This is a genomic window from Streptomyces sp. NPDC026062 (assembly GCF_055568375.1).
Genome location: NZ_JBVHOQ010000072.1, coordinates 1 through 22,593 on the forward strand (window position 1 = coordinate 1; position 22,593 = coordinate 22,593).

Annotated in this window: 24 protein-coding genes and 1 pseudogene; 11 read left to right on the plus strand and 14 right to left on the minus strand. The window is 70.1% G+C overall.

Annotated features, from left to right (window positions below):
- Positions 1-240 precede the first annotated feature (240 nt).
- From ACZ4LX_RS36390 to ACZ4LX_RS36420, 7 genes are all read left to right on the plus strand, one after another.
- A complete protein-coding gene (locus tag ACZ4LX_RS36390; RefSeq protein ID WP_467651366.1) occupies positions 241-534 on the plus strand; it encodes a hypothetical protein in 294 nt (97 codons plus the stop codon).
- Between the two features lie 172 nt (positions 535-706).
- Entirely contained in the window at positions 707-970 is a 264-nt protein-coding gene (locus tag ACZ4LX_RS36395; RefSeq protein ID WP_467651365.1) for a hypothetical protein, read from the plus strand.
- On the plus strand, positions 954-1,460 hold the full coding sequence (locus tag ACZ4LX_RS36400) for a DUF6879 family protein (RefSeq protein ID WP_467721378.1): 507 nt from the start codon (positions 954-956) through the stop codon (positions 1,458-1,460). The genes ACZ4LX_RS36395 and ACZ4LX_RS36400 overlap by 17 nt, the downstream gene beginning before the upstream one ends.
- A gap of 3 nt (positions 1,461-1,463) precedes the next feature.
- Entirely contained in the window at positions 1,464-2,312 is an 849-nt protein-coding gene (locus ACZ4LX_RS36405; protein ID WP_467651363.1) for a helix-turn-helix domain-containing protein, read from the plus strand.
- 56 nt (positions 2,313-2,368) lie between these two features.
- A complete protein-coding gene (locus ACZ4LX_RS36410; RefSeq protein WP_467721380.1) occupies positions 2,369-2,623 on the plus strand; it encodes a hypothetical protein in 255 nt (84 codons plus the stop codon).
- Between the two features lie 410 nt (positions 2,624-3,033).
- Positions 3,034-3,474, plus strand: coding sequence for a glycine-rich domain-containing protein (locus tag ACZ4LX_RS36415; RefSeq protein ID WP_467651361.1), 441 nt, complete (start codon positions 3,034-3,036; stop codon positions 3,472-3,474).
- Between the two features lie 82 nt (positions 3,475-3,556).
- Positions 3,557-4,384 carry a protein kinase family protein gene (locus ACZ4LX_RS36420; RefSeq protein WP_467651360.1) on the plus strand — a complete coding sequence of 276 codons (828 nt, stop codon included), beginning with the start codon at positions 3,557-3,559 and terminating at the stop codon, positions 4,382-4,384.
- Positions 4,385-4,669: 285 nt separating this feature from the next.
- Here the strand turns inward: ACZ4LX_RS36420 and ACZ4LX_RS36425 are convergent, their stop codons facing one another.
- The 10 genes from ACZ4LX_RS36425 to ACZ4LX_RS36470 all read right to left on the minus strand — a co-directional run bounded on the left by ACZ4LX_RS36425 (position 4,670) and on the right by ACZ4LX_RS36470 (position 14,466).
- The gene (locus tag ACZ4LX_RS36425) at positions 4,670-5,068 is read right to left on the minus strand and encodes a cell division protein SepF (RefSeq protein ID WP_467651359.1); all 399 of its coding nucleotides are present in this window, start codon (positions 5,066-5,068) and stop codon (positions 4,670-4,672) included.
- A gap of 104 nt (positions 5,069-5,172) precedes the next feature.
- Positions 5,173-6,435, minus strand: a complete 1,263-nt coding sequence (locus tag ACZ4LX_RS36430) for a cytochrome P450 family protein (protein WP_467651358.1) — start codon at positions 6,433-6,435, stop codon at positions 5,173-5,175.
- A 78-nt stretch (positions 6,436-6,513) separates the two neighbouring features.
- A complete protein-coding gene (locus ACZ4LX_RS36435; protein WP_467651357.1) occupies positions 6,514-7,128 on the minus strand; it encodes a GTP-binding protein in 615 nt (204 codons plus the stop codon).
- Positions 7,106-7,459 (minus strand): DUF742 domain-containing protein, encoded by a 354-nt coding sequence (locus ACZ4LX_RS36440; protein ID WP_467651356.1) that lies wholly within the window; start codon positions 7,457-7,459, stop codon positions 7,106-7,108. Before ACZ4LX_RS36440 ends, ACZ4LX_RS36435 begins: the two co-directional genes overlap by 23 nt.
- The gene (locus tag ACZ4LX_RS36445) at positions 7,456-7,881 is read right to left on the minus strand and encodes a roadblock/LC7 domain-containing protein (RefSeq protein WP_385285705.1); all 426 of its coding nucleotides are present in this window, start codon (positions 7,879-7,881) and stop codon (positions 7,456-7,458) included. The genes ACZ4LX_RS36440 and ACZ4LX_RS36445 overlap by 4 nt, the downstream gene beginning before the upstream one ends.
- Positions 7,878-9,239 (minus strand): ATP-binding protein, encoded by a 1,362-nt coding sequence (locus tag ACZ4LX_RS36450; RefSeq protein ID WP_467651355.1) that lies wholly within the window; start codon positions 9,237-9,239, stop codon positions 7,878-7,880. The genes ACZ4LX_RS36445 and ACZ4LX_RS36450 overlap by 4 nt, the downstream gene beginning before the upstream one ends.
- Before the next feature lie 224 nt (positions 9,240-9,463).
- Positions 9,464-10,462 (minus strand): MBL fold metallo-hydrolase, encoded by a 999-nt coding sequence (locus ACZ4LX_RS36455; RefSeq protein WP_467651354.1) that lies wholly within the window; start codon positions 10,460-10,462, stop codon positions 9,464-9,466.
- 346 nt (positions 10,463-10,808) lie between these two features.
- Positions 10,809-12,023, minus strand: a complete 1,215-nt coding sequence (locus ACZ4LX_RS36460; protein ID WP_467651353.1) for a ricin-type beta-trefoil lectin domain protein — start codon at positions 12,021-12,023, stop codon at positions 10,809-10,811.
- 46 nt (positions 12,024-12,069) lie between these two features.
- Positions 12,070-13,245 (minus strand): Gfo/Idh/MocA family protein, encoded by a 1,176-nt coding sequence (locus tag ACZ4LX_RS36465; RefSeq protein WP_467651352.1) that lies wholly within the window; start codon positions 13,243-13,245, stop codon positions 12,070-12,072.
- Between the two features lie 420 nt (positions 13,246-13,665).
- Positions 13,666-14,466, minus strand: a complete 801-nt coding sequence (locus ACZ4LX_RS36470; protein WP_467651351.1) for a DeoR/GlpR family DNA-binding transcription regulator — start codon at positions 14,464-14,466, stop codon at positions 13,666-13,668.
- Between the two features lie 184 nt (positions 14,467-14,650).
- Between ACZ4LX_RS36470 and ACZ4LX_RS36475 the strand changes: the two genes are divergently transcribed.
- Both ACZ4LX_RS36475 and ACZ4LX_RS36480 read left to right on the plus strand, forming a co-directional pair.
- The gene (locus tag ACZ4LX_RS36475; RefSeq protein ID WP_467651350.1) at positions 14,651-15,535 is read left to right on the plus strand and encodes an SIS domain-containing protein; all 885 of its coding nucleotides are present in this window, start codon (positions 14,651-14,653) and stop codon (positions 15,533-15,535) included.
- A 116-nt stretch (positions 15,536-15,651) separates the two neighbouring features.
- A complete protein-coding gene (locus tag ACZ4LX_RS36480; protein ID WP_467651349.1) occupies positions 15,652-15,963 on the plus strand; it encodes a hypothetical protein in 312 nt (103 codons plus the stop codon).
- Here ACZ4LX_RS36480 and ACZ4LX_RS36485 read toward each other — a convergent pair.
- Together ACZ4LX_RS36485 and ACZ4LX_RS36490 are read right to left on the minus strand one after the other, a co-directional pair.
- Positions 15,945-16,547 (minus strand): hypothetical protein, encoded by a 603-nt coding sequence (locus ACZ4LX_RS36485; protein WP_467651348.1) that lies wholly within the window; start codon positions 16,545-16,547, stop codon positions 15,945-15,947. The genes ACZ4LX_RS36480 and ACZ4LX_RS36485 overlap by 19 nt on opposite strands.
- A 136-nt stretch (positions 16,548-16,683) precedes the next feature.
- The gene (locus tag ACZ4LX_RS36490) at positions 16,684-19,386 is read right to left on the minus strand and encodes a cellulose binding domain-containing protein (protein ID WP_467651347.1); all 2,703 of its coding nucleotides are present in this window, start codon (positions 19,384-19,386) and stop codon (positions 16,684-16,686) included.
- Between the two features lie 553 nt (positions 19,387-19,939).
- Between ACZ4LX_RS36490 and ACZ4LX_RS36495 the strand changes: the two genes are divergently transcribed.
- Positions 19,940-21,091, plus strand: a complete 1,152-nt coding sequence (locus tag ACZ4LX_RS36495; RefSeq protein WP_467651346.1) for a hypothetical protein — start codon at positions 19,940-19,942, stop codon at positions 21,089-21,091.
- A gap of 58 nt (positions 21,092-21,149) precedes the next feature.
- On the opposite strand, the gene ACZ4LX_RS36500 is transcribed toward ACZ4LX_RS36495, so the two are convergent.
- Both ACZ4LX_RS36500 and ACZ4LX_RS36505 read right to left on the minus strand, forming a co-directional pair.
- Positions 21,150-21,551, minus strand: coding sequence for a zinc ribbon domain-containing protein (locus tag ACZ4LX_RS36500; RefSeq protein WP_467651345.1), 402 nt, complete (start codon positions 21,549-21,551; stop codon positions 21,150-21,152).
- 125 nt (positions 21,552-21,676) lie between these two features.
- Entirely contained in the window at positions 21,677-22,399 is a 723-nt protein-coding gene (locus ACZ4LX_RS36505; RefSeq protein ID WP_467651344.1) for a TetR family transcriptional regulator, read from the minus strand.
- Between the two features lie 110 nt (positions 22,400-22,509).
- Here ACZ4LX_RS36505 and ACZ4LX_RS36510 point away from each other — a divergent pair.
- Positions 22,510-22,593 (plus strand): annotated as a pseudogene (locus ACZ4LX_RS36510) (electron transfer flavoprotein subunit beta); the annotation flags it as partial.

The window sequence follows — 22,593 nt, forward strand, 5'->3', positions numbered from 1 at the left end:
TCAGGTAGCGCAGGGTGTCGCTGGACAGATCGATCGACGAGGGGTAGACAAGCAAGCGAAGCTCCTGGCGGACACGGGTGATCTTGGTCGAGAACTCGTCTACCAGGAGCTTCGTCGTTCCGTACAGCCGGCAACCTCCAACACCTCACCGCCACAGCCAGGTTGAAAAAGGCTCACTGTGACGGTATGCAGTCCCTCATGGACGAGGACAGGGGGCAGCCGTGCGGTTGCCCTGCCCTCATGGACGACCGTAAGGCGCACGCCAAGTCTGGCCGTGGTCCGCAGCCCTACATGAACCTCGTTTTCCGTCTGGCGGACGACTGCGAGCTTGGCAAGTTCCAGTTCCAGTCGACCAGTTGGAAGCTCTTTGAGATCGTCCCCGAGACTGGCCATGCCCTTTCCTCGTACAGCAGCGAGGTGCTGGCGGAGCTGTCGCTAGAGCTGGTCGAGTTCACCACCACGGCCGGCCGGGCAGTGCGCTACCGCAAGCCGGTGATCAAGGTCCTGGGCCCGCACCTTCCCTTGCCCGCGTGACGCACTGAGGCTTGATCGCTAGGCCCCTGACGCCTGCCCCTTGCTGGGGTGGCCGTCGGGGGCTTCGCCGTTTTCGCGCTAAGTGCGCTGCTGCGAGGCGGTCTTGACGTTCTCTGCCTATGGGGTGATGGTCGAGCAATCAGCTGCAATCGGATCGACACAGGGAGAGGTCATGAGGTTGCGTTTCCTGGGGATCATCCCGAACTCACCCGGCAACGAGTCCCCGACGATTTGGCTGGACGAGGACAGCGGAGACCTGCTGATCCAGTCCTACAAGGCCACGGAGGAGCAGGTGAAGGCGTGTCAGGAAATCGGCTCGATCCCGGGCCACGGGACGGACGTGCCGGATCACGAGACGATCATCAGGCTCCCCAAGGTCATGTTGCAGTACATCCCCAGGCCCGACAGTGAGGGAAGCAGTGCCCAAGCCGCTTGAGGAAGAGTGGTCCGGTGTCACCCGGAGCGCTGTCCATCTGGAGATGAGGGACGGCTACATCAGGAGCGATCCCGGGTTCATCGCGTGGCAGCAAGGCCGAACCGCTGAAGCCGCAGCGAGGTACCAGGCATGGGCGGAGTTGATGAAGCAGGCAACCGCGCGCGGGGTGGTGGTGCGTCGCGCCCGGATCGTGAGCGAACCGCTCTCGGACTACTGCCGGTTTGAGTACGACGTGACCGGCCCTGTGAACCTTGCTGGTGGTGAGGAGGTGCGATGGCTGCCGCGTCGCCGCGCCTCCGACATTGCCTTGCCCGGTAACGACTTCTGGGTGTTCGACGGGGCATACGGGAAGTTCAACCACTTCACGGGCGACGGGTCGTCCGCTGGCCCCGAACGCTTCGATGACCCCCGCGTGGTGAAGCTGTGCGCAGACGCGTTCGAGGCCGTGTGGGAGCGGGCCATCCCGCATGAGGAGTACCGGCCCGTCTGAGCCATGGCAGTCTCATCTTCGTCCAGCGTCCAGGCGGCCCGGCAGGCTCTTGCGGGTCGTCTTCGTGAGCTTTGCCGGGACGCCGGGCTGGAAGGAAAGCAGCTAGCCGCAGCGTGTGGCTGGCACCCTTCCAAGGTCTCGCGGATCTCGACAGCAAAGGCGACGCCGTCCGCCGATGACATCCGGGCGTGGTGTCGGGCGTGCGGTCGTGAGGATCAGACGGACGACCTGATTGCCTCTCTCCGTGCTGTGGAGGGCATGTGGGTGCAGTGGCATCGGATGGAGCGCACAGGGCTGCGACGGGCTCAAGAATCCGTCCTCCCGCTGTACGAGCGCACCATGCACTTCCGCGCCTACTCACCGAACTTTGTGCCCGGCCTGATCCAGACGTACGGCTACACAGAAGACGTGCTTCGCGCTGTCCAGCGGAGACGGGTTGTGGTCGATGACGTAGCCGACGCCGTTGCGGCCCGCATGGAACGTCAGCGCGTGATCCACGAGGGGCAGCGGCGCTTCGCCTTCTTGGTTGAGGAGTCCGTCTTGAACAACGGGCTCGGCGACGCCGACACCCAGGCGGAGCAGCTGGACCACCTGCTGGTAGTCGGAGGGCTGCCCAACGTCAGCTTCGGTGTGATCCCAGCGCGCGTAGGGCGATCACGTATGCCCGTAGAGGGGTTCTGGATCTACGACACCGCACAGGTCAACGTCGAGCTGGTCTCCGGCTACCTCACGCTGACACAGCCCAGCGAGGTGAAGGCGTACGCCGACACGTTTGCCACGCTGGCCGGCATCGCGACCTATGGCACCAAGGCCCGAGCGCTGATCACCAAGGCTCTTGACTCGCTCGCGTAATCAGCTGCAATCGCGCGCAATCCGCTGGGAGTTGCGCTTTCAGTCTCCTTAGCGTGGTGGGCATCGGACCACGTGAGGGGACGGCGATGATGGCGAGTACGACGCAGCAGCCCGAGACCGACGCAAGACAGTGGGAGTACACGACCTTCGCCCCCTCGGGCGAGACGTGCCCGGACTGTCAGAAGCCGATCCAGAGCCTGGAGCGCTGTCGGCGGGGTGCGATCGAGCGGCAGTCAGCTGGTCCGGCCGTGGTCTACCGACACCTGGACTGCGACGACCCCCAGGGGCTCAAGGCGGAGTCCTCGCAGTGACGGCTCCCGCCAGGCTCCAGAAGCGCCGTACGTGCCCGCTTCCGGCCCCTGAGCTAGTCTCAGGCCTCGTAGACGACCCGGAAGGCCCGTACGCAGCCTCTGAGGACGGCTGGTGGACCGAGTACGGCGGTGCCTGTGACCCGCGCTCGGGCGTGGTCTACATACCGCCCGGCGGGAAGCGGCCCCCGTTCCCGTTCCGCAGCGACGAGACGTGAGGGTTGCGCGCGGTCTGGTGGTGGGTCTAGCTGCCGGAGCGTGGGTCTACGTCGTCGCCGTCATCGTGGCCCGAGGCTGGGCCGCCTAATCTCCGTCCCTGCCGGACGCATATCCGCAGAGGTGTTCCCCCACCAGGAATCCCGGCAGGGGTGGCGCAATGAACCGTGCTCCACTTCGACAAGGAGGAACACAGAATGACCGCCGTAGCGAATGACCTCAAGACCGGCCGCTCCCTGGTAAGCGCCGACCTGTTCGACAGCATCGCCGAGTTCACCGTGACCCACTTCGGCTACGACCGAGACAAGGCGGAGCGGGCCACCGATCAGGCCCTCGCGTTCCTCGCCACGGTCGGCACCGCCACGGTCAAGATGGTCCCGAGCGACGACGTGCACGGCGCGCTGCACTCGTTCATCCTGCACACCGCCGACTACCGCGAGTTCTGCGAGACGTACGCGGGCCGGGTCCTGGAGCACAACCCGCGCCCCGGTGGCGGCCGGGTCCTGGAGGAGGTGCAGGCGACGGCTCACGCGATCAAGGCCAACGGGTTCATGGTGCTGGACTCGCTGTGGACCGTGAACGGCGAGAACGCGGCGCAGTGCGACGCTGACTGCGGGCGCGACTACCGGGCCATCTGACCGCCGGCTGACCCGTACTGGTGATGGTGGGGCCGGTTCTCAACTATGGGAACCGGCCGGCCTTGCCGTTGGAAGGTGAAGCATGAGTTTCGATGGTCCGTACAGCCCGCCGGACGGTGCGCTGCAACTCCTCAACCCCGGCCCCGCCGAACTGGTCCTCAACCGGCGCGGGTCGTCCGTGTGGAAGGTCAAGACCGAGGCCGGTCCGTACGCGGTGAAAGTCGGCTACCCGGGTCCGACGCACGCATGGACCGCGCTGGCCCCTGCCCGTGAAGCCGCCGTTCTGCGACAGCTCACCCATGAGCGGATCTTCAGCGGGGAGTGGGAGCACGGCACGTGGGGCGCTCAGCCTTGGCGGCGTGGCGACAGTCTCTATGACCGGTGGGCACCCTGCCGGAACGGGGCGGCTGAACCGGACCTCGGAGAAGCCCTGTCGTGCGCTGTGACCCTGTCGGGGCTGCACGGGATGGGATGGGTGCACGGGGACGTTCAGCCCGCGCATTTCCTCTTGGGGGAGTCGGCCGGGGCGTTCCTGATTGATCTTGCGCTGTCCAGCGGGGGACGGATTCCCCGCGCCTATGACTTCCCGTACCGGGGCTGTCTCGTCCACTACGAAGCGCCGGAGATCTCGGCCGGCGTGCTGAACTCGGGGACGGCGACGCCGACGCGGGAAGCGGACGTGTACGCGCTGGGAGCGGCGCTGTTCATCAGCGCGACAGGGTGGCGGCACGTGGACTACCCGGACGACGCATCCCGGGAGGAGCAGCGGTGGGCCATCGTGGCGCGCCCTCACCGGCCCGTGGACATGCCCGGAGTGCTGGGGGGTCTCATCCCTCACATGCTCAGTCGTTCGCCCGCTGACCGGCCTACCAGTGCCGAGGTCTGCGAGAGGCTGAGCGCGGCTCTCTGAGGCTGAGTGCGGCCCCGTCTGTGCGCTTCCCCCGTGGCGCATGGGCGGGGCTTCTCTCCTGTCTAGCGCCCCGATGATCGCCCAATGTGTGTACGGTTTAGCCAGGCACTCACCCGGAAACCCGGACCAGCCGACCGCGCGTCCGGAACACCGGCCACACATCCGCCTGACCGGCCACGCATCCGTGAGGACCGGACCGGCCGGCCGCGCATCCGGAACACCGGCCACGCATCCATGAGGACCGGTTACGTGTCCCGTGGGCCGGTTGCGCCGCCGGGAGACCGGCTACACCACCGGCACGCCCGCCGCCGTCACACCCTCGACCTCCATGCCGATGGGCGACAGAAGGAAGACGTTGCGGTCGACGCGATGCATTCCGCTGCCCAGCCCGAAGACGACCCCGCTGGTGAAGTCCAGGATGCGCTTGGCCACATCGGTCTCGGCGCTGGTCAGATCGAGGAGCACCGGAATCTGTGCGACCAGGTATTCGGCGACCTCACGCGCATCCGCGAAGATCTGCACCCGCAACACCACCATGCGCCGCTGCTCGGCGCTCTCCCGCTCCTCCGGGACCGCGCGATGGTCGACGCGGGAAGGCCACTCGTCGCGATTGCGCAGCGGTACGACCTGGGCCAGCCCCTCCCACTGTTCGTCCGTGACGTCATACCTGTCGTACCTGCTCACCGGACCATCCCGTCTCTGTGTCGGTTGGTGTTGCGCCGGCTGCGCTCACTGTTCATCGGGCGATTCTCTCGTCCCTCACCCGTTCGGCCTACCAGCGACACGGTTCAGAGGCCGATCGGAACCGCCTTCCGCCCGGCCGGCTGCTGCTCCGGGCCCGCCGACACCGTGATGTCCAAGGGTGCGAACCGTACCGGAAGGTGCACCAGGGCCCGGTGGAACGGTCCCGGCCGCCAGAGCAGTTCACTCACCGGAACAGCAAGTTCCGCATCGCACAGCTGACTGGTGAACTGCTCGATCGCGGTCATCGCGATGAGCAGGGCGGGCTGCTTCGCGGGGCACCGGTGAGGCCCTGCCGACCAGGCAAGATGGGCGCTGCCTCCGGACCGGACACCGGTGTCCGAACCCACGTGTCCCGATTGGGTGTTGGCCGCTCCGAAGGAGACCAGAACCAGCTGGCCCGCGCGCAGCCGGACCCCGTGGAACTCGGTGTCGTGGCGGGGGTAGTGCGCCGCCAGATTGGCGATCGGCGGATCCTGCCACAGGACCTCGTTGACCGCCTCATGGGCGGTCATCGCACCCCCGTGCAGCGAGCCCGCGTACCGCTCGTCGGTGAGCATGTGCAGGATCGCGTTACCGATCAGGTTGGTGGTCGGGTCATGGCCCGCACTCATCAGCAACGTGATCTGACGCACAGTCTCGTCGTCGTCCAGATGGGCCGGATGTGCGAGGAAGTACGAGGTCAGATCCCGGCGCGGCCGGGCGCGCCGGTCGGCGACGAGCCGGGTGACGACATCGACGAGGTCGGCGTACGCGGCGGCGGCGTCCTCGGCCGAGTTCATCATGCCGCTGATGCCGTCGACGATCCGTTCGCTGTCGCCGGGGTCGACGCCGAACCAGGTGACGAAGACGTGCAGCGGGAGCCGCCTGGCGTACTGGGCGATGAGGTCGCCGCTGCCGGTGGCCGCGAACTCGCCGATGAGCTGCTGAGCGACCCGGCCGACCTCGGCCCGCAGGACGTGCGGTTCGATCAGGGCCAGGGTGTCGTTGATGGCGTCGCGGTAGCGGGCGTGCCCGGCCCCGTCGCTGAACAACGCGGTGGGGCGGTGCCCGAGCACGGGCAGCACCGGCGAGTCCTCGGGGACCGTCGCCTGCCAGGTGCGCGGGTCCTTGCTGAAGGTGTGGGTGTCGCGCAGCAGGTCGACGGCCGCCTGGTAGTCGGTGACGAGCATCGCCTCGACACCGGGGGCGATCCGCACCGGGACGAGGGGGCCGTGTTCCCGCAGTCTGCGGTAGTGACCGTGCGGATCGGCCGCGAAGTCGGGTCCGTACAGCGCCAGAGGCTGCGGCGGTTGCGGGTGCGATGTCATGACGGGTCCTCGGGCTGCGGCGGATGCGGATGCGGCGTCATGACGGATCCTCGGGCTGCGACGGATGCGGATGCGGCGTCATGACGGATCCTCGGGCTGCGGCAGTCGGGTCAGCACGTGTTCGGCCAGGGCGATCAGGGCGTCGATGCTGCCGCGTCGCTCTCTCGCGTCGCACTGGACCAGCGGGGTGCCGGCGGCGAGGTCGAGGTGCGCGCGCAGGACCTCGTCGCTGTGGGCGGGGGCGTCGGGGAAGCGGTTGACGGCGACGGCGTACGGCAGCCCCTGCTCCTCGACCATGTCCATCACGGCGAAGGAGTCGGCGAGCCGGCGGGTGTCCACCAGGACGAGGGCGCCCAGCGCCCCGCGCGCGATGTCCTCCCACAGCGGCAGGAACCGTTCCTGGCCGGGGGTGCCGAACATGTACAGCACGAGGTCGTCCGGGACGGTGAGGCGTCCGAAGTCGATGGCGACCGTGGTCGTGGTCTTGTCGGGGAGTCCGGCGGTGTCGTCGAGCGGAACGCTGGACTGGGTCATCGCCTCCTCGGTGTGAAGCGTGGGAATCTCCGAGAGAGTACGGATGAGGGTCGTCTTGCCCACGCCGAAGGGGCCCGTGACGACAAGCTTCATCAGGGTCCGGGCGGCAGCCGGCAGATAGCCGACGTCCGTCCGGTCAGTGGAGGGAGCGGAGTCCAACGAGCAGCCTCTCGACGAGCGACCGGTCGATCTCCCCGGCACTGGGTATCGGCGGTCGCGTGAGCAGAAGTCCGGCGGCCGCGAGGTCCGTGGCCAGGAATACGGTGGCGCTGACCGGCAGGTCCAGATGGGCCGCGCACTCGACGACGGTGAGGGCGCCGGGCTCCAGCAGTTCGCACAGTCTGCGCTGCTCGGAGCCGGTGTCCTGCGGCAGTTCCGCCTCGGTGCGCACGAGCACGGCGAGCCGGTCGAGCGTGGGGCCGGCGGGCCGGGACCGGCCTCCGGTGACGAGGTAGGCGGGGATCAGGCGGCGTCCTGAGCCGGCGGTCATGGCCGGGCGGCGGTGCCCGGTTGGCGGGCGGGCGCGTGCATCGCCCGCGTCAGCGCGGTGACCTGCACCTGCATCTGGTAGGCGATGTCGCCGAGTTTGGCGCCCGGTTCGGCGAACAGGGCGAGCGTGGTGTTCTTTCCCGCCGGTACGACGATGGCGAAGCCCAGGTCCGACTCGACGACGGTCTGGGCCAGTTGTGGCGCCTCGGCGTTGGTGAAGGCGGTCGTGAAGGCGCGGGCGGCGGCGTGCAGTGTCGCCGTCATCGCGGCAACGCGTTCGCCGGAGGCCCGGTCGAGGCCGGGCGAGGCGCCCTCGACGAGACCGTCGCCGGTGGCGACCACGGCGTGCTGGACTCCGGGCAGTTCCAGCAGCGGGGTCAGCACCCATGCGAGGTCGCCGGTGGTGGGGCTGGGGGCGCTCACTTCTCTTCGTCTCCTTGGTCGTCCTGGTCGCCCAGGTGGTCGTGGCCGTCCGAATCCGGTGCGGGTGCCCGCCCGGCGGCGCTCCTGCCGATCAGGGTGCCCTGCTGGAGTGCCGCCCAGGAAGACTCGGCCTGCTCGGGTGTACGTGACACCTGTCCGGCAGGCGGGGCGGCGGGGGCCGTGGCGGCCGGCGCGGGACGCGGTGCGCGCCGCCGCCTGCTGGGCAGCCCGGAGGCCGCCGGCACGGGCTGCGGTTCCTCCGGTCCGGGTTCCGCAGGGCGGGCCGGTCGGTCCGGGACAGGGGCCGCCGACACGGGCACCGGGGCCAGGACGGAGAGGGTGTGGTCGTCCTCCAGCACGGTCAGCAGGTGGGCGGGGACACGCAGGATCGTCCGCATGCCGCCGAACGGCGAGGCCTCGATGTGACAGTCGAAGCCGTACTGCACCACCAGCCGGCCGACGACCGCGAACCCGGTCTGGGGCGGGTCGCCCAGCTCGGTCAGCAGGACCTCGGAGGGCCCTGCCAGCAGGGCGCGGGCGCGATCGAGGGCGTCGTCGTCCATGCCGATGCCCGCGTCGTCGACCACCAGGAACGCGCCTCGGCCGCCGCTCTGCTGGAGCGTCACCTGTACGTCGGTATCGGGGTGCGAGTAGGCGGTGGCGTTGGCGAGCAGTTCGGCGAGCGCGATCGCGAGGGGCTCGGCGGCGCGGGCGGCGAGCCCGAGCCGCTCGTCGCGCAGGTGGTTGGCCACCTTGATCCGCTCGTAGCCGGCGACCCGGGACTGCGCGCCGAGCACGATCTCGACGAGGGGCGAACGCTGCCGGGCGAGGCCCGGCCACGCGTCGCAGAGCACGGCGGTGGCCTGGGTCCGGCGCAGCGCGAGTTCGTTGCGGAAGTCGAGTTGGAGGATGCGCGGGTCGTCGTATTCGTGCTGGAGCTCGTGGAGCAGCTGCTGGGACTGGTTGAGCAGGGACTGGATCTTGGCCGAGGTGCCGCGCATGGCGGCGCGGGCGGCCGCGTCGACACGCTGCCGTTCCTCCAGGACCGCGGTCCTGGCTGCCTGCACGGCCTCGGTGAGCAGCTGGGCGGCGCCGCCGTCGACCTCGGCCGCCTCCCGCAGTCCGGGGACCTGGGCACTGGGGTGGGAGAGGGCGAGCGCGGTGGCCGGGATCCGCTTGCGTGCCAGCTGCCGGATCTCGTCGACGAGGGCCGCCGTACGGGCTTCCGCGGCCTTCGCCTGGCGTTCGGCCAGCTCGGCACGGGCCACGGCCAACTGCTCCGAGCGGGCGACCTGGTAGGAGCGTGCCGATACCGCCACGGCGGCTATGACGGCGATCAGCGTCACGATCCATGCCATGCCGTTACCGCGTTTCTGTCGTCGGGTCGGTCCTGTGTACGGGGCGGCGGAAGCCTGCAACGCCGCCGGATCGGCCGAAGCCCGCCCCGAGGCCGGGGCGGCGGAACCCTGCAACGCTGCCGGATCGGCCGGAGCCCGCCGCGCCGCCGAACGGGCCGAAGCCTGCCCCGAGGCCGGGGCTGCGGGAGCCGGGGCTGCCGCCGGGACGGCGAAGGAGCGGGAGGTCAGCCGGCCCGGCCTGCCGTCTCACGGGCCTGCTCCACTTCTTGCGCGACCGCGGCGACATCGGTCATGACCTGGACCACGCTCGGGAGTTCGGAATCGTCGAGCTGCCGGTACTCACTGCCGATGGTGACCACGAGCCGCTCGGGAAGCCCCAGTTCGGGGTGGCGCCCCTCCCGGATCACCCTGCGGGCCGCCTCCAGCGCGGGCACCCCGGCTGCGTGGAAGGCGTGGGCGCGGTCCCGCACGTATTCCAGGTAGCCGATGTGTTCGCGTACGCCCGCCCGGTCCAGCACCGGTCCGTGGCCCGGTACGACGGTCTCCGCGCCGGTGGCCAGTACCTGTTCGCAGGCCGCGATCACGTTGCTCAGCGGACCCGCCCAGTGGATCGGGTGGTCACCCGGCTGCTGCGGGGTCGAGGAGAAGATGATGTCGCCGCTGAACACGGCACTCTGCGCGGGCAGGTGGACCATGAGGTCCCCCGTCGTGTGCGCGGGCGGCAGGGCCATGATCCGGACGGGGTACTCCCCCAGGGTCAGTTCGAGTTCCCCGGTGAAGTAGGTCGTCGGCCGGACCTGGTCGGTCAGCGCCCAGTCGAAGGCTCCGAAGTGCCGTCTCAGGTAGGCGCCGAGCGCGATGTCGGGGTCACCGCCGTTGACCAGGGCGTGCTGCTGCTGCGGTGTGGGCTCGTAGTGAATGTGCTTCCGGGCCTCGCGGGTCACGATGATCTCCGCGTCCGGAAGCACTCCCGCGCCCCAGAAATGGTCCCCGTTGGCGTGCGTGACGATCACACGGCCTATGGAGACACCATCGGGCAGCAGCTTCGTGCTCTCGGCCAGGAACTGTCCCGCCAGCACCGTGTCGTACGGAGTGTCGATCCACAGCGCGCCACGGGGCGAGACGAGCAGGCCGCAGTTGGCCAGCCCCCAGCCCCTTTGCGGCGGGAGCCATGCGTGCAGGCCCCGGCCCAGGTCAACGACGTCTCCACCCGTGATCGGCATGGACGCGATTATGCCGACCGTGATCCGGCCGCGCGTTTGAACCCGGCCACGAAGGAGCGCTGTTGGCGCAAAATCGACCACCCGCCATTCCGAGGACACCCGGCCGGTGACGGTACGAGAGCAACCGAGCCGGTCACCGTCGGGAATCATCAGAGCATTGCCGGAGAAATCACCCCTCGGACTCCGTCCTCGTCACCGACGCACGGCAGCCCGTCGTCAAACCGACAGAGGCCGATTACCCACTGAGCATGGCTGAAAACAGACGCCAAAAGCCCCCGGGTGAGACCGCTTGAAGCGGCCCGCCGGGGGCTCATGACTCACGGAGACGACAGCTCGACGCTACGGACTAGTAGGCCGTGGGGACGTTCCACTGCTGGTTGGCGCCACCATGGCAGTCCCAGAGCACGAGAGCGGTGCCGTTGTTCGTATCGCTTCCCGGGACATCGAGGCAGCGTCCGGAGGCCTTGCCTACGAGCGTGTGCGCGGCTGCGTCGTACGTCCACTGCCGGGCCGGGTCGGTGACCGCGCCGCCCGCGCCCGGTCCGGCACAGTCCCGTACGCGTACAGCGGCTCCGTTCCCGGTGCCCTCCGCGGTCAGGCAGTAGTCGGACGGAAGCCGCAGCGTGCCATCGGCCGCCCTCACCCAGGCCTGGTTGGCTCCGCCCGAGCAGGAGTAGAGATCGGCTGCCACGCCGTCCGCGACACCCCCGAAAGCGTCGAGACACTTCCCTGCGGGCCCGGTCACCGCGCCACGCACCGAGTTGCCCACGGCAAGGTTCTGCACGGTGGAACCGGTGGCGACGTCGATCCGGGTCGCACAGGCGTTGGCGCTGCTCGACGTGGAGGCGACCGCAGCGGTGACCGTACCGCCGTTGCCGGTGGGAACCCCGAAGCGGGCATCGCTGAACGGCTGGTCGTAGCAGGTGGCGCGGGGATTGTTCCACTCGAAGTACTCGGTCCAGTCGACCATCCCGGAGGGCGAGATGGCGGCGGCCGGAGTCTTGATGCTGCCGAGCTTGTACGAGGTCCCGGCAGCGGTGTCCGCGACGGTGGCGCCGAACCAGCCGTCGCCCTCGGCCTCGACCCGGAACGTGTAGCGGTGCCCGGCGGTCCAGTCGAGGTTCATCCGGCAGCTCATGCCTTCGCCTTCGCCGCCGAAGGTCTGGCACCAGCTCCCGGTGGAGCCCGCGGTGGCCTCGGAGACGTCCCAGACGGAGAAGAGGAACGTGCGCTTCGATCCTCCGTTGGACTGCATGCCGAAGTACGCGCCGCTGCCCTTGTCGAAGCCGAACTGATGGCTCCAGAAGATGTTCGCCCGGTATCCGGGATCGTGCAGAACAGTGGTGGACCAGGTGACTTCGGTCAGCGCCGGAGCTCCGGCGAAGGAGTAGTTGGTGTAGGTCCCGGGCGTCGTGCCGAGCTCGGCGGCACGGGCGGGGGTGCCCGCACCCGGCTCGGCGGCGCCGACGGGAGGGGCCGTGCCGAACACGGCCAGGGCGGCGGCCGCGGCAAGGGCCGTGGCGGTAGCGGTGATCTTGCCTGACAAGTGGCGCAGGGTCATGCGTTGCACCTGCTTCGGGTGGGGGGATGGGGTTCGTTGCCGGTCCTCACATACGGACCTGACCACGTTCGAAGTACGCGACCAGCTCGGGGTCGAGGGCCGGCACGTCGTACGGCGCACCGCCCTCACGCAGGGAGCGGGTCGCGAGGACACCGGCGGCGACGCTCATCCGGGCGGCGACGGGTGAGGTATCGGTCACGCCCCCGTCGCGCACGAACCGGCAGAACTCCGCCATGATCCGGGCGTCGCCACCGCCGTGCGAACCGTCGGCCTCCGGCACCCGGTAGGTGAGGTCGGCGTCGGCGCGGTATCCGCTGGGGCCGGTGTTCCAGACCTTGACCTCGTCACCGGGGCCGTCGCCGAAGTTCTCCAGCCGGCCCTCGGTGCCGATGACGGTGTAGTTGCGCCAGTAGTCCGGGGTGAAGTGGCACTGCTGATAGGCGGCCACGACGCCGTTGTCGAGCTGCATGTTCATCACCGAGACATCCTCGACGTCGACGATGTGGTGCAGGTCCTTGCGGGCCGTGGGCGGCCAGTCGAAGTCCCGCAGCCAGTTGTCCGGGCGCGGGGTGTCCGCCTCCCGGCGCGGCAGGCCGCCGTAGACGAGCAGGTCACCCAGCGCGTTGACGCGTCGCGTGTAACCGCCGGCCAGCCAGTGCAGCACGTCGATGTCGTGCGCGGCCTTCTGGAGGAGCAGACCGGTGGTGCGGCTCCGGTCGGCGTGCCAGTCCTTGAAGTAGTAGTCGCCGCCGTAGCCCACGAAGTGGCGCACCCAGACGGCCTTGGGCTCCCCGATGTCCCCGCGGGCGATGATGTCGCGCATCAGCCGCACGACACCCATGTGCCGCATGTTGTGGCCGACGTACAGCCGCGTCCCGGTCTCGTGCGCGGCGCGCAGGACGTTGTCGCAGCTCTCGACGGTGATTCCCAGCGGCTTCTCCACGAAGACCGCCTTGCCCGCGCGGAGTGCGTCGATCGCGATGGCCTCGTGGGTGTCGTCCGGCGTGGCGACGACGACCGCGTCCAGGTCGTCCCGGCCGAGCAGCAGCTTGTAGTCCTCGACCGCGACATCGGCGGCGAATGCCTCCGCCTCGCGCCGGCGCACCTCGGGGTCGAGGTCGCAGACGGCGGTGACCGCCGATCCCCGCCCCGGGTGGTGGGCGGACGCCGCGATGGAACGTCGCAGACCGAGCCCGATGACGCCGATTCGCAGGTCCGGCACGGGAGTCCCTTCTGTACGGACGGTGGTGCACGCGTGTCACGCGTGCGTGCGGTCGTCGGGTCGTGCGGTCGCGGATACGCCGTGCGGCGAAGGCGGACCGCTATGGCGGGCGGCACAGTTGCCCGGTCGATGGCGCAAAGCGCACACCCGCCCGGATGGACGGGCCGCGCCGGTGCGGGCGGACCGAAGCGTCCTTCACGTCAACAGCTTCATAGTTCACGACCACGCACCCTCATGGCAAGAGTTGTTCGTTTGAGGGCAGTGGCAAACATCTCTTCGCATTCATCGGCCGCCACCGACGCGCCGGTGAGCGCACGAGGCCCGTCCGTCGGGCGCGACAGCTCAGGGGAGGACGGCGCACCGCAGGGCAGCGAGGGGGCGGAGGCAGAAGCAGCCGGAAGGCGCACCGCCGCGAACGGGTCAGACGGCGATGACGGTGACGCCGGCTTCCACGAAGCGAGCTGTGGCCTCGGGTGCGATGCCCTTGTCGGTGACCAGGAAGTCGATCACTCCCAGATCGCAGACCCGGGCGAAGGCCCGCTTGCCGATCTTCGACGAGTCGGCCGCGACCACCACCCGCTGGGCCTGCTGGGCGAGGAGCCGGTTGATACTGGCCTCGCCCTCGTGATGGACGTACGCACCGCGTTCGGTGTCGATCGCGTTGACGCCCAGCACGGCGACGTCCAGCGTGATCTCACCCAGCACGCCGCTGGCCAGCGGGCCCGTCAGCTCGTACGACTGGGGTCTGGCCACACCGCCGGTCACCACGATCTTGATCTGCGGCCGGATCACCAGCTCGTTGGCGATGTTGAGGGCATTGGTGACCACCGTCAGGGTCGGCTGGCCGGAAGTCCCGCCCGCACCCTCACCGACCAGGTCGGACCGCACCGCGAGCGAGCGCGCCACCTCGGTGATGGTGGTGCCGCCGGTCAGCCCCACCACCTCGCCGACCGCGACCAGCTCGGCGACGGCACGGCCGATGGCCTGCTTCTCGGGAGCGTTGCGGCCGGTCTTGTAGCGCAGGGCCAGCTCATAACTGACGCCGTGCGCGACCGCGCCGCCCCGGGTACGGGTGAGCAACTGCTGCTCGGCCAGCTGGTCCAGGTCGCGGCGGATGGTCGCGGCCGACACGTCCAGCGTCCTGGCGGCGTCCTCGACGTCCACCCGGCCGTGCTTACCGACGAGTTCCAGCAGTTCGTTCCACCGGGCATCCCTGGACAAGAGAAATCTCCTTACGGGTCCGGCCTGCGGGCGCCCGTCCCCTTGGGCGCGGTCACCGGACAGCGCAAGCGTCGCACAAGGCTCCGACGAGTCAAACCACCTGCGCGATCAATGCTTGATAATGCTCACTCAGGCCGAGTAACGTGCGTAAACGAGCATCCCATCCCCAGTACGGAGTGCAAAAGTGTCTTTTGTCGAGATCGAGACAGCCAGTCAGCCGGAATGCTGGCGCCGCGCCGCGGACCTCGCTCCGGGCCATGCCGCCGCACTGCCCGCCCCCGGTGAGCGCATCGCCGTGGTCGGCTGCGGTACCTCGTTCTACATGGCTCAGGCATACGCCTCGCTCCGTGAGGCGTCCGGGCAGGGTGAGTCCGACGCGTTCGCCGCCTCGGAGTTCCCCTCCCGCCGCCGCTACGACCGGGTCGTCGCCCTCACCCGCTCCGGCACCACGACCGAGGTGCTCGAACTGCTCGACCGGCTGCGCGGGACCACCCCCACCGTAGCCATCACCGCCGACCCGAACACGCCGGTGATGACCTCCGCCGACGCCGTCGTGGTTCTCGACTTCGCCGACGAACAGTCCGTGGTGCAGACCCGGTTCGCCACCACCTTGCTCACCCTGCTCCGCGCCCACCTCGGTCTGCACACCGACGCCGTCGTCCGTGACGCGGAAGCCGCCCTGACCGAGCCCCTGCCCGAAGGGCTGCTGGACTGCACCCAGTTCACCTTCCTGGGCCGCGGCTGGACGGCCGGTCTCGCCAACGAGGCGGCGCTGAAGATGAAGGAGGCCTCGCTGTCCTGGACGGAGGCGTACGCCTCGATGGAGTACCGCCACGGGCCCATCAGCATCGCCACCGCCGGCACGGCGACCTGGACGTTCGGCGCCGCCCCCGAGGGGCTGCGCGAGCAGGTTCTCGCCACCGGCGCCCGCTGGGTGGAGAGCGGACTTGACCCGCTGGCCGAACTCGTCCGCGTCCAGCGCCTGGCCATCGCCCGCGCCGCCGCCCGCGGCCTGGACCCGGACAGCCCGCGCCACCTGACGCGCTCGGTGGTCCTGGCGGAGGCCTGAGCCCGATACCGACCGGAACATGAAGATCGCGGAACGCACGGTACGGGCCGGGCCGGGCCGGGCCGGGCGGCGGTGCGGACGCCTGGACGGGTTTTCTCGCCGGAGGCGACGACCTGATGTGGCCCTCCGCACGGTTCGCCGGGGAGCCGGCCGCCCGTCGCAGGGCGGCCGGCCTCCCCGTACGTCTGATCACCCGCGCCGACGCCGGACACCGCCCCCGGCTGCCCGGCGAGGGTCCCGCGGCGCCCTCCGGCCGTTTCCGGTACGGGGGTTCACCCGCCGCCGACGCCGCGCTCGGGGCGGACGCGTGGCCGCACCTGCTCGATGCGCTGCGCGGCACCGGAGAGGGCGCGCGGCCCGGCGCCGGGGGCGGCGCACCGCTCGGCACGGGCCACCGGGCCGCGCGGTCTCAGGACTCCTCGAAGTAGGCGTCCAGGACCGCGTCGAAGCCCTCCGTCCACTCCTTGAGGTCGGCTCTGGCGGGCGCCTCGACCTCGGCGTTGAACCAGCGCCTTGTCGACATGTGGACCGTCACCGTGAACCGGCGTCCGAACCGGGCCGGCTTCAGCTCGACGGCACCGATCTCGTCCCAGTGGAAGTCGGCCTCCTGGTCGTCCAGCGTGAACCGGATGCCCTCCCGGTCCGCGGCGATCGAACCACGTCGGTCGCTCACTTCGAACGACGGGCCCTCGGCGGCCCCGTCATCGGACGAGGAGCCGTCAACCGCGCTCCCCTCGGCCTCGTTCCCGTCCTCGTTCCCGTTCTCGTTCGCGTCCTCCTCGTCGTCCGACGCCGTTGCGGCGGCGGGCTCGCCGTCGGGCACCGCGTCCTCGGGTGCGGCCTCCACGACGGCATCTTCGGGCGCGGCACCCTCGGGTGCCGGCTCCTCGGTCTGCTCCGGGTCCTCGGCCGCCTTCGCGGCGGCTCGGGGAGCCGTGAGACCAGGGATGTACGCCGGGTCTGTACCTGCGGCGTACGCGGGCTGAGTGTTGGGATCTATGCGCTGCTCCACGGCGGGCAGTATGGCCGACGAACCTGTACGGGGCCAGTGAGGCCGCCGTTCACCACCCCTCCCCGGGACGGAGATCGGCACGGGGCGGACCCGCCGGCCCGTCCCGTGCCTCCCCCGTTCCCCTTCCGGCCGTCGGTCAGCCGGTGGCGCAGACCTCGTCGCCCAGGGCGAACGCGGCCGGGACGGCGTTACCGCCCGTCAGGGTTCCGGTGAAGCCGAAGCCCACCGAGGCCCCCGGAGCCACCTTGCCGTTCCAGGAGATGCTGGCCGCCTTCACCTTCGCCCCGTCCTGCGTGGGCGTCGCGTTCCACATCTGGGTGACCTTCTGCCCGTCCGCGAACGTCCAGCCGAGCTGCCAGCCGTCCAGAGCCGCGGTCCCGGTGTTGGTGAGCGTCACATCGGCCTGGAACCCGCCGGACCACTGGTTGGTGACCTTGTACGTCACCGAACAGGCGGCGTCCTCGGGCGGGTTGCCCGGGTCGGTGCCGGGGTCCGTACCGGGGTCGGTGCCCGGGTCCGTGCCCGGGTCGGTGCCGCCCCCGTCACTGTCCGAGGAGTCGCCGTACATGATCCCGCGCCCGTTGGTCGAGACGTACACCCGCCCGTAGATCCTCGGGTCACCGGTGATGGAGGCACCGATCCAGCCCCACTGGTGCGCGTCGTCGTTGATCCGGGTCCAGGTCGTGCCCGCGTCCGTGGAGCGGAAGACACCGCGCACGCCGCCGATCTTCGCGGTGACGAAGAGCGTCTGGTACGAGGCGCCGGCGGCCGCCTTCCCGAAGCCGACCGAGTCCGCCTGCTCGACCCCGGACAGCTTGGTGAACGTCGCGCCCGAGTCGGTGGAGTGCCACAGCCCGTAGGCCCCCGTCGCGCTGCCGCCCGCGAGCCACACATCGCCCTCGGTACCCGGCACCGCCTTGAAGCGGACGTTGCCCTCGGCGGGCAGACCGCTGGAGGCCTTCGCGGTGAAGGTGGCGCCGCCGTCGGTGGAGACGTAGAAGGTGCCGGCCTTGTACCCGTAGAACTTCTTCGGGTTCTTCCGGTCGGACTCCACGGTCGCCCCGGCCGGTATCCCGGTGGACGCCGACCACGAACTCCCGTACCCGGTGGTGTACTGCACGCCCACACCCTCCGGGCTCCACACGAATCCGGAGGCGTCGGCCGCGGCCGCGACGGTGCCGCCACCGGTGACCCCGGAGGGTTCGGAGCCCTGGAACCAGTTGGACCCGTTGTCCGTGGAGAAGCCGATGTGCGGGGCCGCGTCGGCGCTGCCGACCCGGACCACCGTGTTGGGGCTGCTCTCGGCGAAGTCGAGGCTGGTGGTCGAGGTGAGGTTGGGCGAGGTGAACATCATGCCCGGCACGGCGTCGAGATCGGTGTGCCGGAAGCCCCCGATGTCGCCGAGGGCGCTGAGCAGCGGGGCCCCGGACGGCGGGCTCGCCAGGTCGTTGACGGCCGTCTCCTCCAGGCCCTTCACCATCGGGGTGATCTTGAACTGGCTGCCGGAGTCCCAGTTCTTGAGGTTCTCGGTGCCGTAGATCGTGGCGCCGGTGCCATACATCATCCGGTTCGAGTCGAACGGGTCGATCTCCAGCGCCTCCGTCATCCAGCCCAGCTTGGGCGTGGTCTCCGGCGGCGTCGGGTTGGCACCCCAGGTCAGCCAGGGCACGGACGAGACGTCCTGGGTGAAGCGGTTGGTGCGGTTCGGGTAGCTGCTGTAGTCCCAGGCCTGCGTCCAGGTCGCCCCGCTGTCCGTGGAGCGGAAGATCTGGGTGTCGGGCCACCAGGAGCTGTACGCGGTCGCCATCAGGGTGCCGGGGTTCTGCCGGTCCACGGACAGTCCGCTGAATCCGTAGTAGGTGTCCGCCTCGGCGACCGGGCTGACGTCCTTCCACTCACCGGTGGCGGTGGTGTAGCGCCAGATCCGGCCCTTGCCGCCGTCGTACGGGCCGCCGGTGTCGCTCAGCGTCAGATACAGATAGCCGTTGTCCGAGTCGAGCACCCCCTTGTGGGCCAGGTATCCGGTCGGCTGTCCGGCGATCCGGGACCAGGTGACGCCACCGTCGGTGGAGCGGTAGACGGTGTTCTCCTTGTCGGCCACCCCGACATAGATGTCCTGCGTGGCGCCGCCCGCGCTGCCGGTGCGCTCGTCGAAGGTCACCCAGACGATGCCCTGGTTGTCGTTGCCGTATCCGCTGGTGTCGGTGGGGTCCTGGGAGTAGTTGCCCGGGTTCGGGAAGGCCGTCACCTGCGACCAGGTCACCCCCGAGTCGGCGGAACGCCACAGGCCCTTGCCACTGGGCGCACCCAGGTACAGCACGGAGTTCTTGTTCGGGTCGACCGCGAGGCGCTCGCCCATGCCGCGCCCCGGCATGTTGCCGCCGAGTTTGAAGGGGAGGGTGCTGGCCTTCCAGCTGGCGCCCCGGTCCGAGGAGCGCAGGATCGCGCCGTTGGTCGGGTCCCAGCTGTTGGTGTACGTGCCCACGGCCGCGTACACGTTGTCCGGGTCGGCCGAGTCGGAGGCGAGGCTCGCCACACCGGACCAGCCCCAGTGGTCCCAGTCCACCCAGTCGAGCAGCGGTGTCCACTGCTTGCCCGCCTGGTCCCAGCGGTAGGCGCCGCCGATGTCGGTGCGGGCGTAGGCCAGGTTCTTCTCCGACCGGTTGAAGACAATGCCGGGGACGAAACCGCCACCGTCGATACGGACGTTCTTCCAGTCATAGGTGTCCGCGGCCAGGGACACATCGGATGCCTCGGCGGCCGGTGTGACGTCGTTGGCTCGCGCCGACGCGGGAGCGCCGGTGGCGAACAAACCGGCGGTGAGAGCGAGTGCCGCCATGAGGGCGGCAAGGGGTCTAGCGCTTGAGCGCACGGAAACGTCCTCTCCGAACGGGACCGCCGACAGCGGCGGTACGGGGCGGTTGCGGATGTGGGAGCGCTCCCATTCGCGTCCCGATGGTAGCGGCGCGAACCCGTCACGAGAAGGCAGTGCGCAGGGTTCATCGGATGACTTGGAGCCGATTGGCCGTCACCAGGGTGCCAGCCAGCCGTAATTCGCCCGTAACGCCGGAACACCGAGGGCCGCCCCGGACCCGGCATCTCCCGAACGGCCGCCCTGCCGAAGGCGGTTGCGCGCCCGGCGGCGGGGAGCACCCGGGACGGCCGCCCGTCCGGTGCCGTCCCCGCCCGGGTCCCGGCGGCGGGAGACCGTCCGCACAGGGCACGCGCCACTGGCCGGCAGCTGGGCGGACCCGGCCGCACACCCGCCCTCGCCGCCGTCGCGCCGGTTCGCGCCTACAGGCCGCCCGGCGCGGTGGTACTCGCCCCACGTACCCTTCCCCCGAAACGACGAAGGCGCGCGTCATCCACGCCGTCAGGTACGGGGAGTTCGCATGAGACACCGTTCCACTCCGCTCTCGACGGGCCTGGGCGCAGCCGCCCTCGCGTCCACCGCCGTCGTCTACGGGACGGCGCTCGTCCCGGGGGAGCCGGACGGGCCGCGCTGGGCGGTCCTCGTCCCGCTGGCCGCGAGTGCGCTGCTCGCGGGCTGCTGGGTCCTGGCCGTCCGGTCCGCACCCCTCGTGGCGCGCCGGCCCGTCCTGTCGGCCCGCGCCGGGATACCCGCCGCCCTGGGCTCGATACGACGCGACCGGGGACACATCGCGACGGCGTACCTCGTCATCTGGGCCCCGTTCTTCGCCGGAGCGGCCGCCCAGCACGGCTCCGGGTCGGCCCTCGGCGGCCTCTGGTGCGCACTGACCGCCGTCCTGGCCGCCGTGCTCTCCCTCTTCGCCCTGGCGCTGTTCACCTCACCACTGGGCACCGGGCAGAAGATCCTGCGGGCAGATGCCGCGGCGGGCCGGGTGCACGCGGTGCGGGCCCGGTTCGGCGACCCGGTGCGTGAGCGGTACCGGCGGCCCACCGGCACGGGCGCCGGCCGGTCCGGCACCGTCGACCACTACTACGCGGAGCTGCTGCCCGAGGGCGAGGACGGCGGCCCCGCCGTGCGGCCGACCGTGCGGTTCGCGTCGATGACCGGCGGAGGCTTCCGGGCCGGGATCGGCGACAAGCACCTCTCCCGCGCCGCGGCCGAACTGGCCGGGCACAGCGGGTGGCTGTGCTGGCCAACCCGCTGGAAGCACCTCGCCGACACGGACAAGGAGCACCGGGTCGCCGCGGCCTTCGTCACCGACTCCGGGCACGTCGTCTGGGGGCACACCCGCGAGGACGACTGGACGACATGGCTGCGCGGTGAGATCGCCCCCGTGCGCGAGACCGATCCCGCGCTCTCCGCCCAGGTGCTCACCTCACCGTCCCGGTTCCTCCCGGCGGCACACGGCATCAGCCTGCTCCACGCGGCCGTTGCCGCGCTGCTGACCCTCCCGTACCTCTGCGACGCGGTCCCCTTCGAAGCGGGCATCGGCCTCGGCGCGGCCGCCGGGGTGGTGGCTCTCCTCGCCGGTGGACGGCTGAGCGGCGGGTCCGGGAACATGGACCCGGAGCTGTGGACCGTACGCCGGGAATCGCACCCGTCGCTGGACTGAGGGCTCACGACGAGGCAGCGACCCGACTGGTGGCGGCGCCGGCCGGGGGCGGATCGCGTCAGTACCAGTCGCCCCTCCCGGGCGGGTCGCACAGTTCGAGAACCACCTCGCCCGCCTCGGAGGTCATACCGCCGACGGGCCGGACCCGGTCGCCGACGCTCACCAGGTGCGGAGCCGCGCCCACGATGCGGCACCGGTACACAAAGCCTTCGGGGAACCGGACCAGGGACTCGTTGCGCATGATCCGCGAGTACCGGTTGACGACACTGGACCGTACGACGACGCCTTGGCCGTCGCTGTGTTCCGACTCCAGATCGCTCGACGCGCAGACGGGGCACAGGAGTTTACGGAAGGAGGCGGTGCCGCACCACCGGCACACCTGGTACACCAGGCCTTCCGTGCCGTGCGGCCCCGCTGCTTCGCGAGCAGTGGGTTCCCTGTCGATTCCGGTGATGGACACGTCTCGGCCTCCCGCGCTCGGCTCGGCGCGTCGCACCTCCGGCGACGGCACACCGGCACCGTATGGCACTTAGTTCCATGAAGTAAAGGTACTGAGTGCCGGTAAGATGCGAACCGCTGAGTGAACTACCTCTCAGTGGCGCCCCGTTCCTCACCGAAGGCCGATTCGATGCGCTGCACGACGCGCCACATCGGGGCGCCCTTCGGCGCGATCATCACGATCACGTCGTCCTCGGTGGCGGGCTCGGGCGGGCGTTCCGCCGCCTGCCCCCAGACCGCGCGGACGAGTTCGAGCGCCCGGTCGACCTCGGATCCGGCATCTCCCCTGCCGCCCGAACGCAGCCAGGACCGCAGGCCGTTGTTGTGCGCAGCGACCACCGAAGCGGCGATCACCTCGGCACGCAGAGCCGCGTCCGGGGCTCCGGCCCACCGCCGCTCCAGGTACCCGGCCATGGTCCGCTCGTAGCGGCGCACGACGGAGAGTTCATAGGTACGCAGACCGGGCACCTCCCGGGTGAGCCGGTAGCGCTGCACGGAGAACTCCGGCTTCTCCGCGTACATCCGCAGCACCAGCCGGGCCGCGTCGCACACCGCGTCCACCGGATCCCCTTCACCTGCGGCCTCCAGGAAGGCGGTCATGTCCGCGAGGCACCGCTCGTGATCGGGGAAGACCGCATCCTCCTTCGAGGGGAAATAGCGGAAGAAGGACCGCCGCCCCACCCCGGCGCTGGCGACGATGTCGTCCACCGTGGTCCGCTCGAACCCGCGCTCCATGAAGAGCGCGAAGGCCGCCTCGGCCAGCACATCACGCATGGGGGGCTTCTTGGCCGGTACACGGTCATCGGTCATGCCGGAAACGTAGCACCGGAAGGGCGCATCCGACACTGGGTACCTTTACGAAGGGTACTGGGTACCATAGGATCGCCGAAGAGACACCACGAAGTACAGGGAGAGCCGGCGTGAGCTTGAGGATCGTTGTCTGTGTGAAGTACGTGCCCGACGCGACCGGTGACCGGCATTTCGCCGATGACCTGACGTTGGAT

Excerpts from the sequence above, each read along its gene's own strand:
- ACZ4LX_RS36390 (WP_467651366.1), top strand. The coding sequence starts at position 241 with ATGGACGACCGTAAGGCGCACGCCAAGTCTGGCCGTGGTCCGCAGCCC.
- ACZ4LX_RS36395 (WP_467651365.1), top strand. The coding sequence starts at position 707 with ATGAGGTTGCGTTTCCTGGGGATCATCCCGAACTCACCCGGCAACGAG.
- ACZ4LX_RS36405 (WP_467651363.1), top strand. The coding sequence starts at position 1,464 with ATGGCAGTCTCATCTTCGTCCAGCGTCCAGGCGGCCCGGCAGGCTCTT.
- ACZ4LX_RS36415 (WP_467651361.1), top strand. The coding sequence starts at position 3,034 with ATGACCGCCGTAGCGAATGACCTCAAGACCGGCCGCTCCCTGGTAAGC.
- ACZ4LX_RS36420 (WP_467651360.1), top strand. The coding sequence starts at position 3,557 with ATGAGTTTCGATGGTCCGTACAGCCCGCCGGACGGTGCGCTGCAACTC.
- ACZ4LX_RS36430 (WP_467651358.1), bottom strand. The coding sequence starts at position 6,435 with ATGACATCGCACCCGCAACCGCCGCAGCCTCTGGCGCTGTACGGACCC.
- ACZ4LX_RS36440 (WP_467651356.1), bottom strand. The coding sequence starts at position 7,459 with ATGACCGCCGGCTCAGGACGCCGCCTGATCCCCGCCTACCTCGTCACC.
- ACZ4LX_RS36450 (WP_467651355.1), bottom strand. The coding sequence starts at position 9,239 with ATGGCATGGATCGTGACGCTGATCGCCGTCATAGCCGCCGTGGCGGTA.
- ACZ4LX_RS36455 (WP_467651354.1), bottom strand. The coding sequence starts at position 10,462 with ATGCCGATCACGGGTGGAGACGTCGTTGACCTGGGCCGGGGCCTGCAC.
- ACZ4LX_RS36460 (WP_467651353.1), bottom strand. The coding sequence starts at position 12,023 with ATGACCCTGCGCCACTTGTCAGGCAAGATCACCGCTACCGCCACGGCC.
- ACZ4LX_RS36480 (WP_467651349.1), top strand. The coding sequence starts at position 15,652 with ATGTGGCCCTCCGCACGGTTCGCCGGGGAGCCGGCCGCCCGTCGCAGG.
- ACZ4LX_RS36490 (WP_467651347.1), bottom strand. The coding sequence starts at position 19,386 with ATGGCGGCACTCGCTCTCACCGCCGGTTTGTTCGCCACCGGCGCTCCC.
- ACZ4LX_RS36495 (WP_467651346.1), top strand. The coding sequence starts at position 19,940 with ATGAGACACCGTTCCACTCCGCTCTCGACGGGCCTGGGCGCAGCCGCC.
- ACZ4LX_RS36505 (WP_467651344.1), bottom strand. The coding sequence starts at position 22,399 with ATGACCGATGACCGTGTACCGGCCAAGAAGCCCCCCATGCGTGATGTG.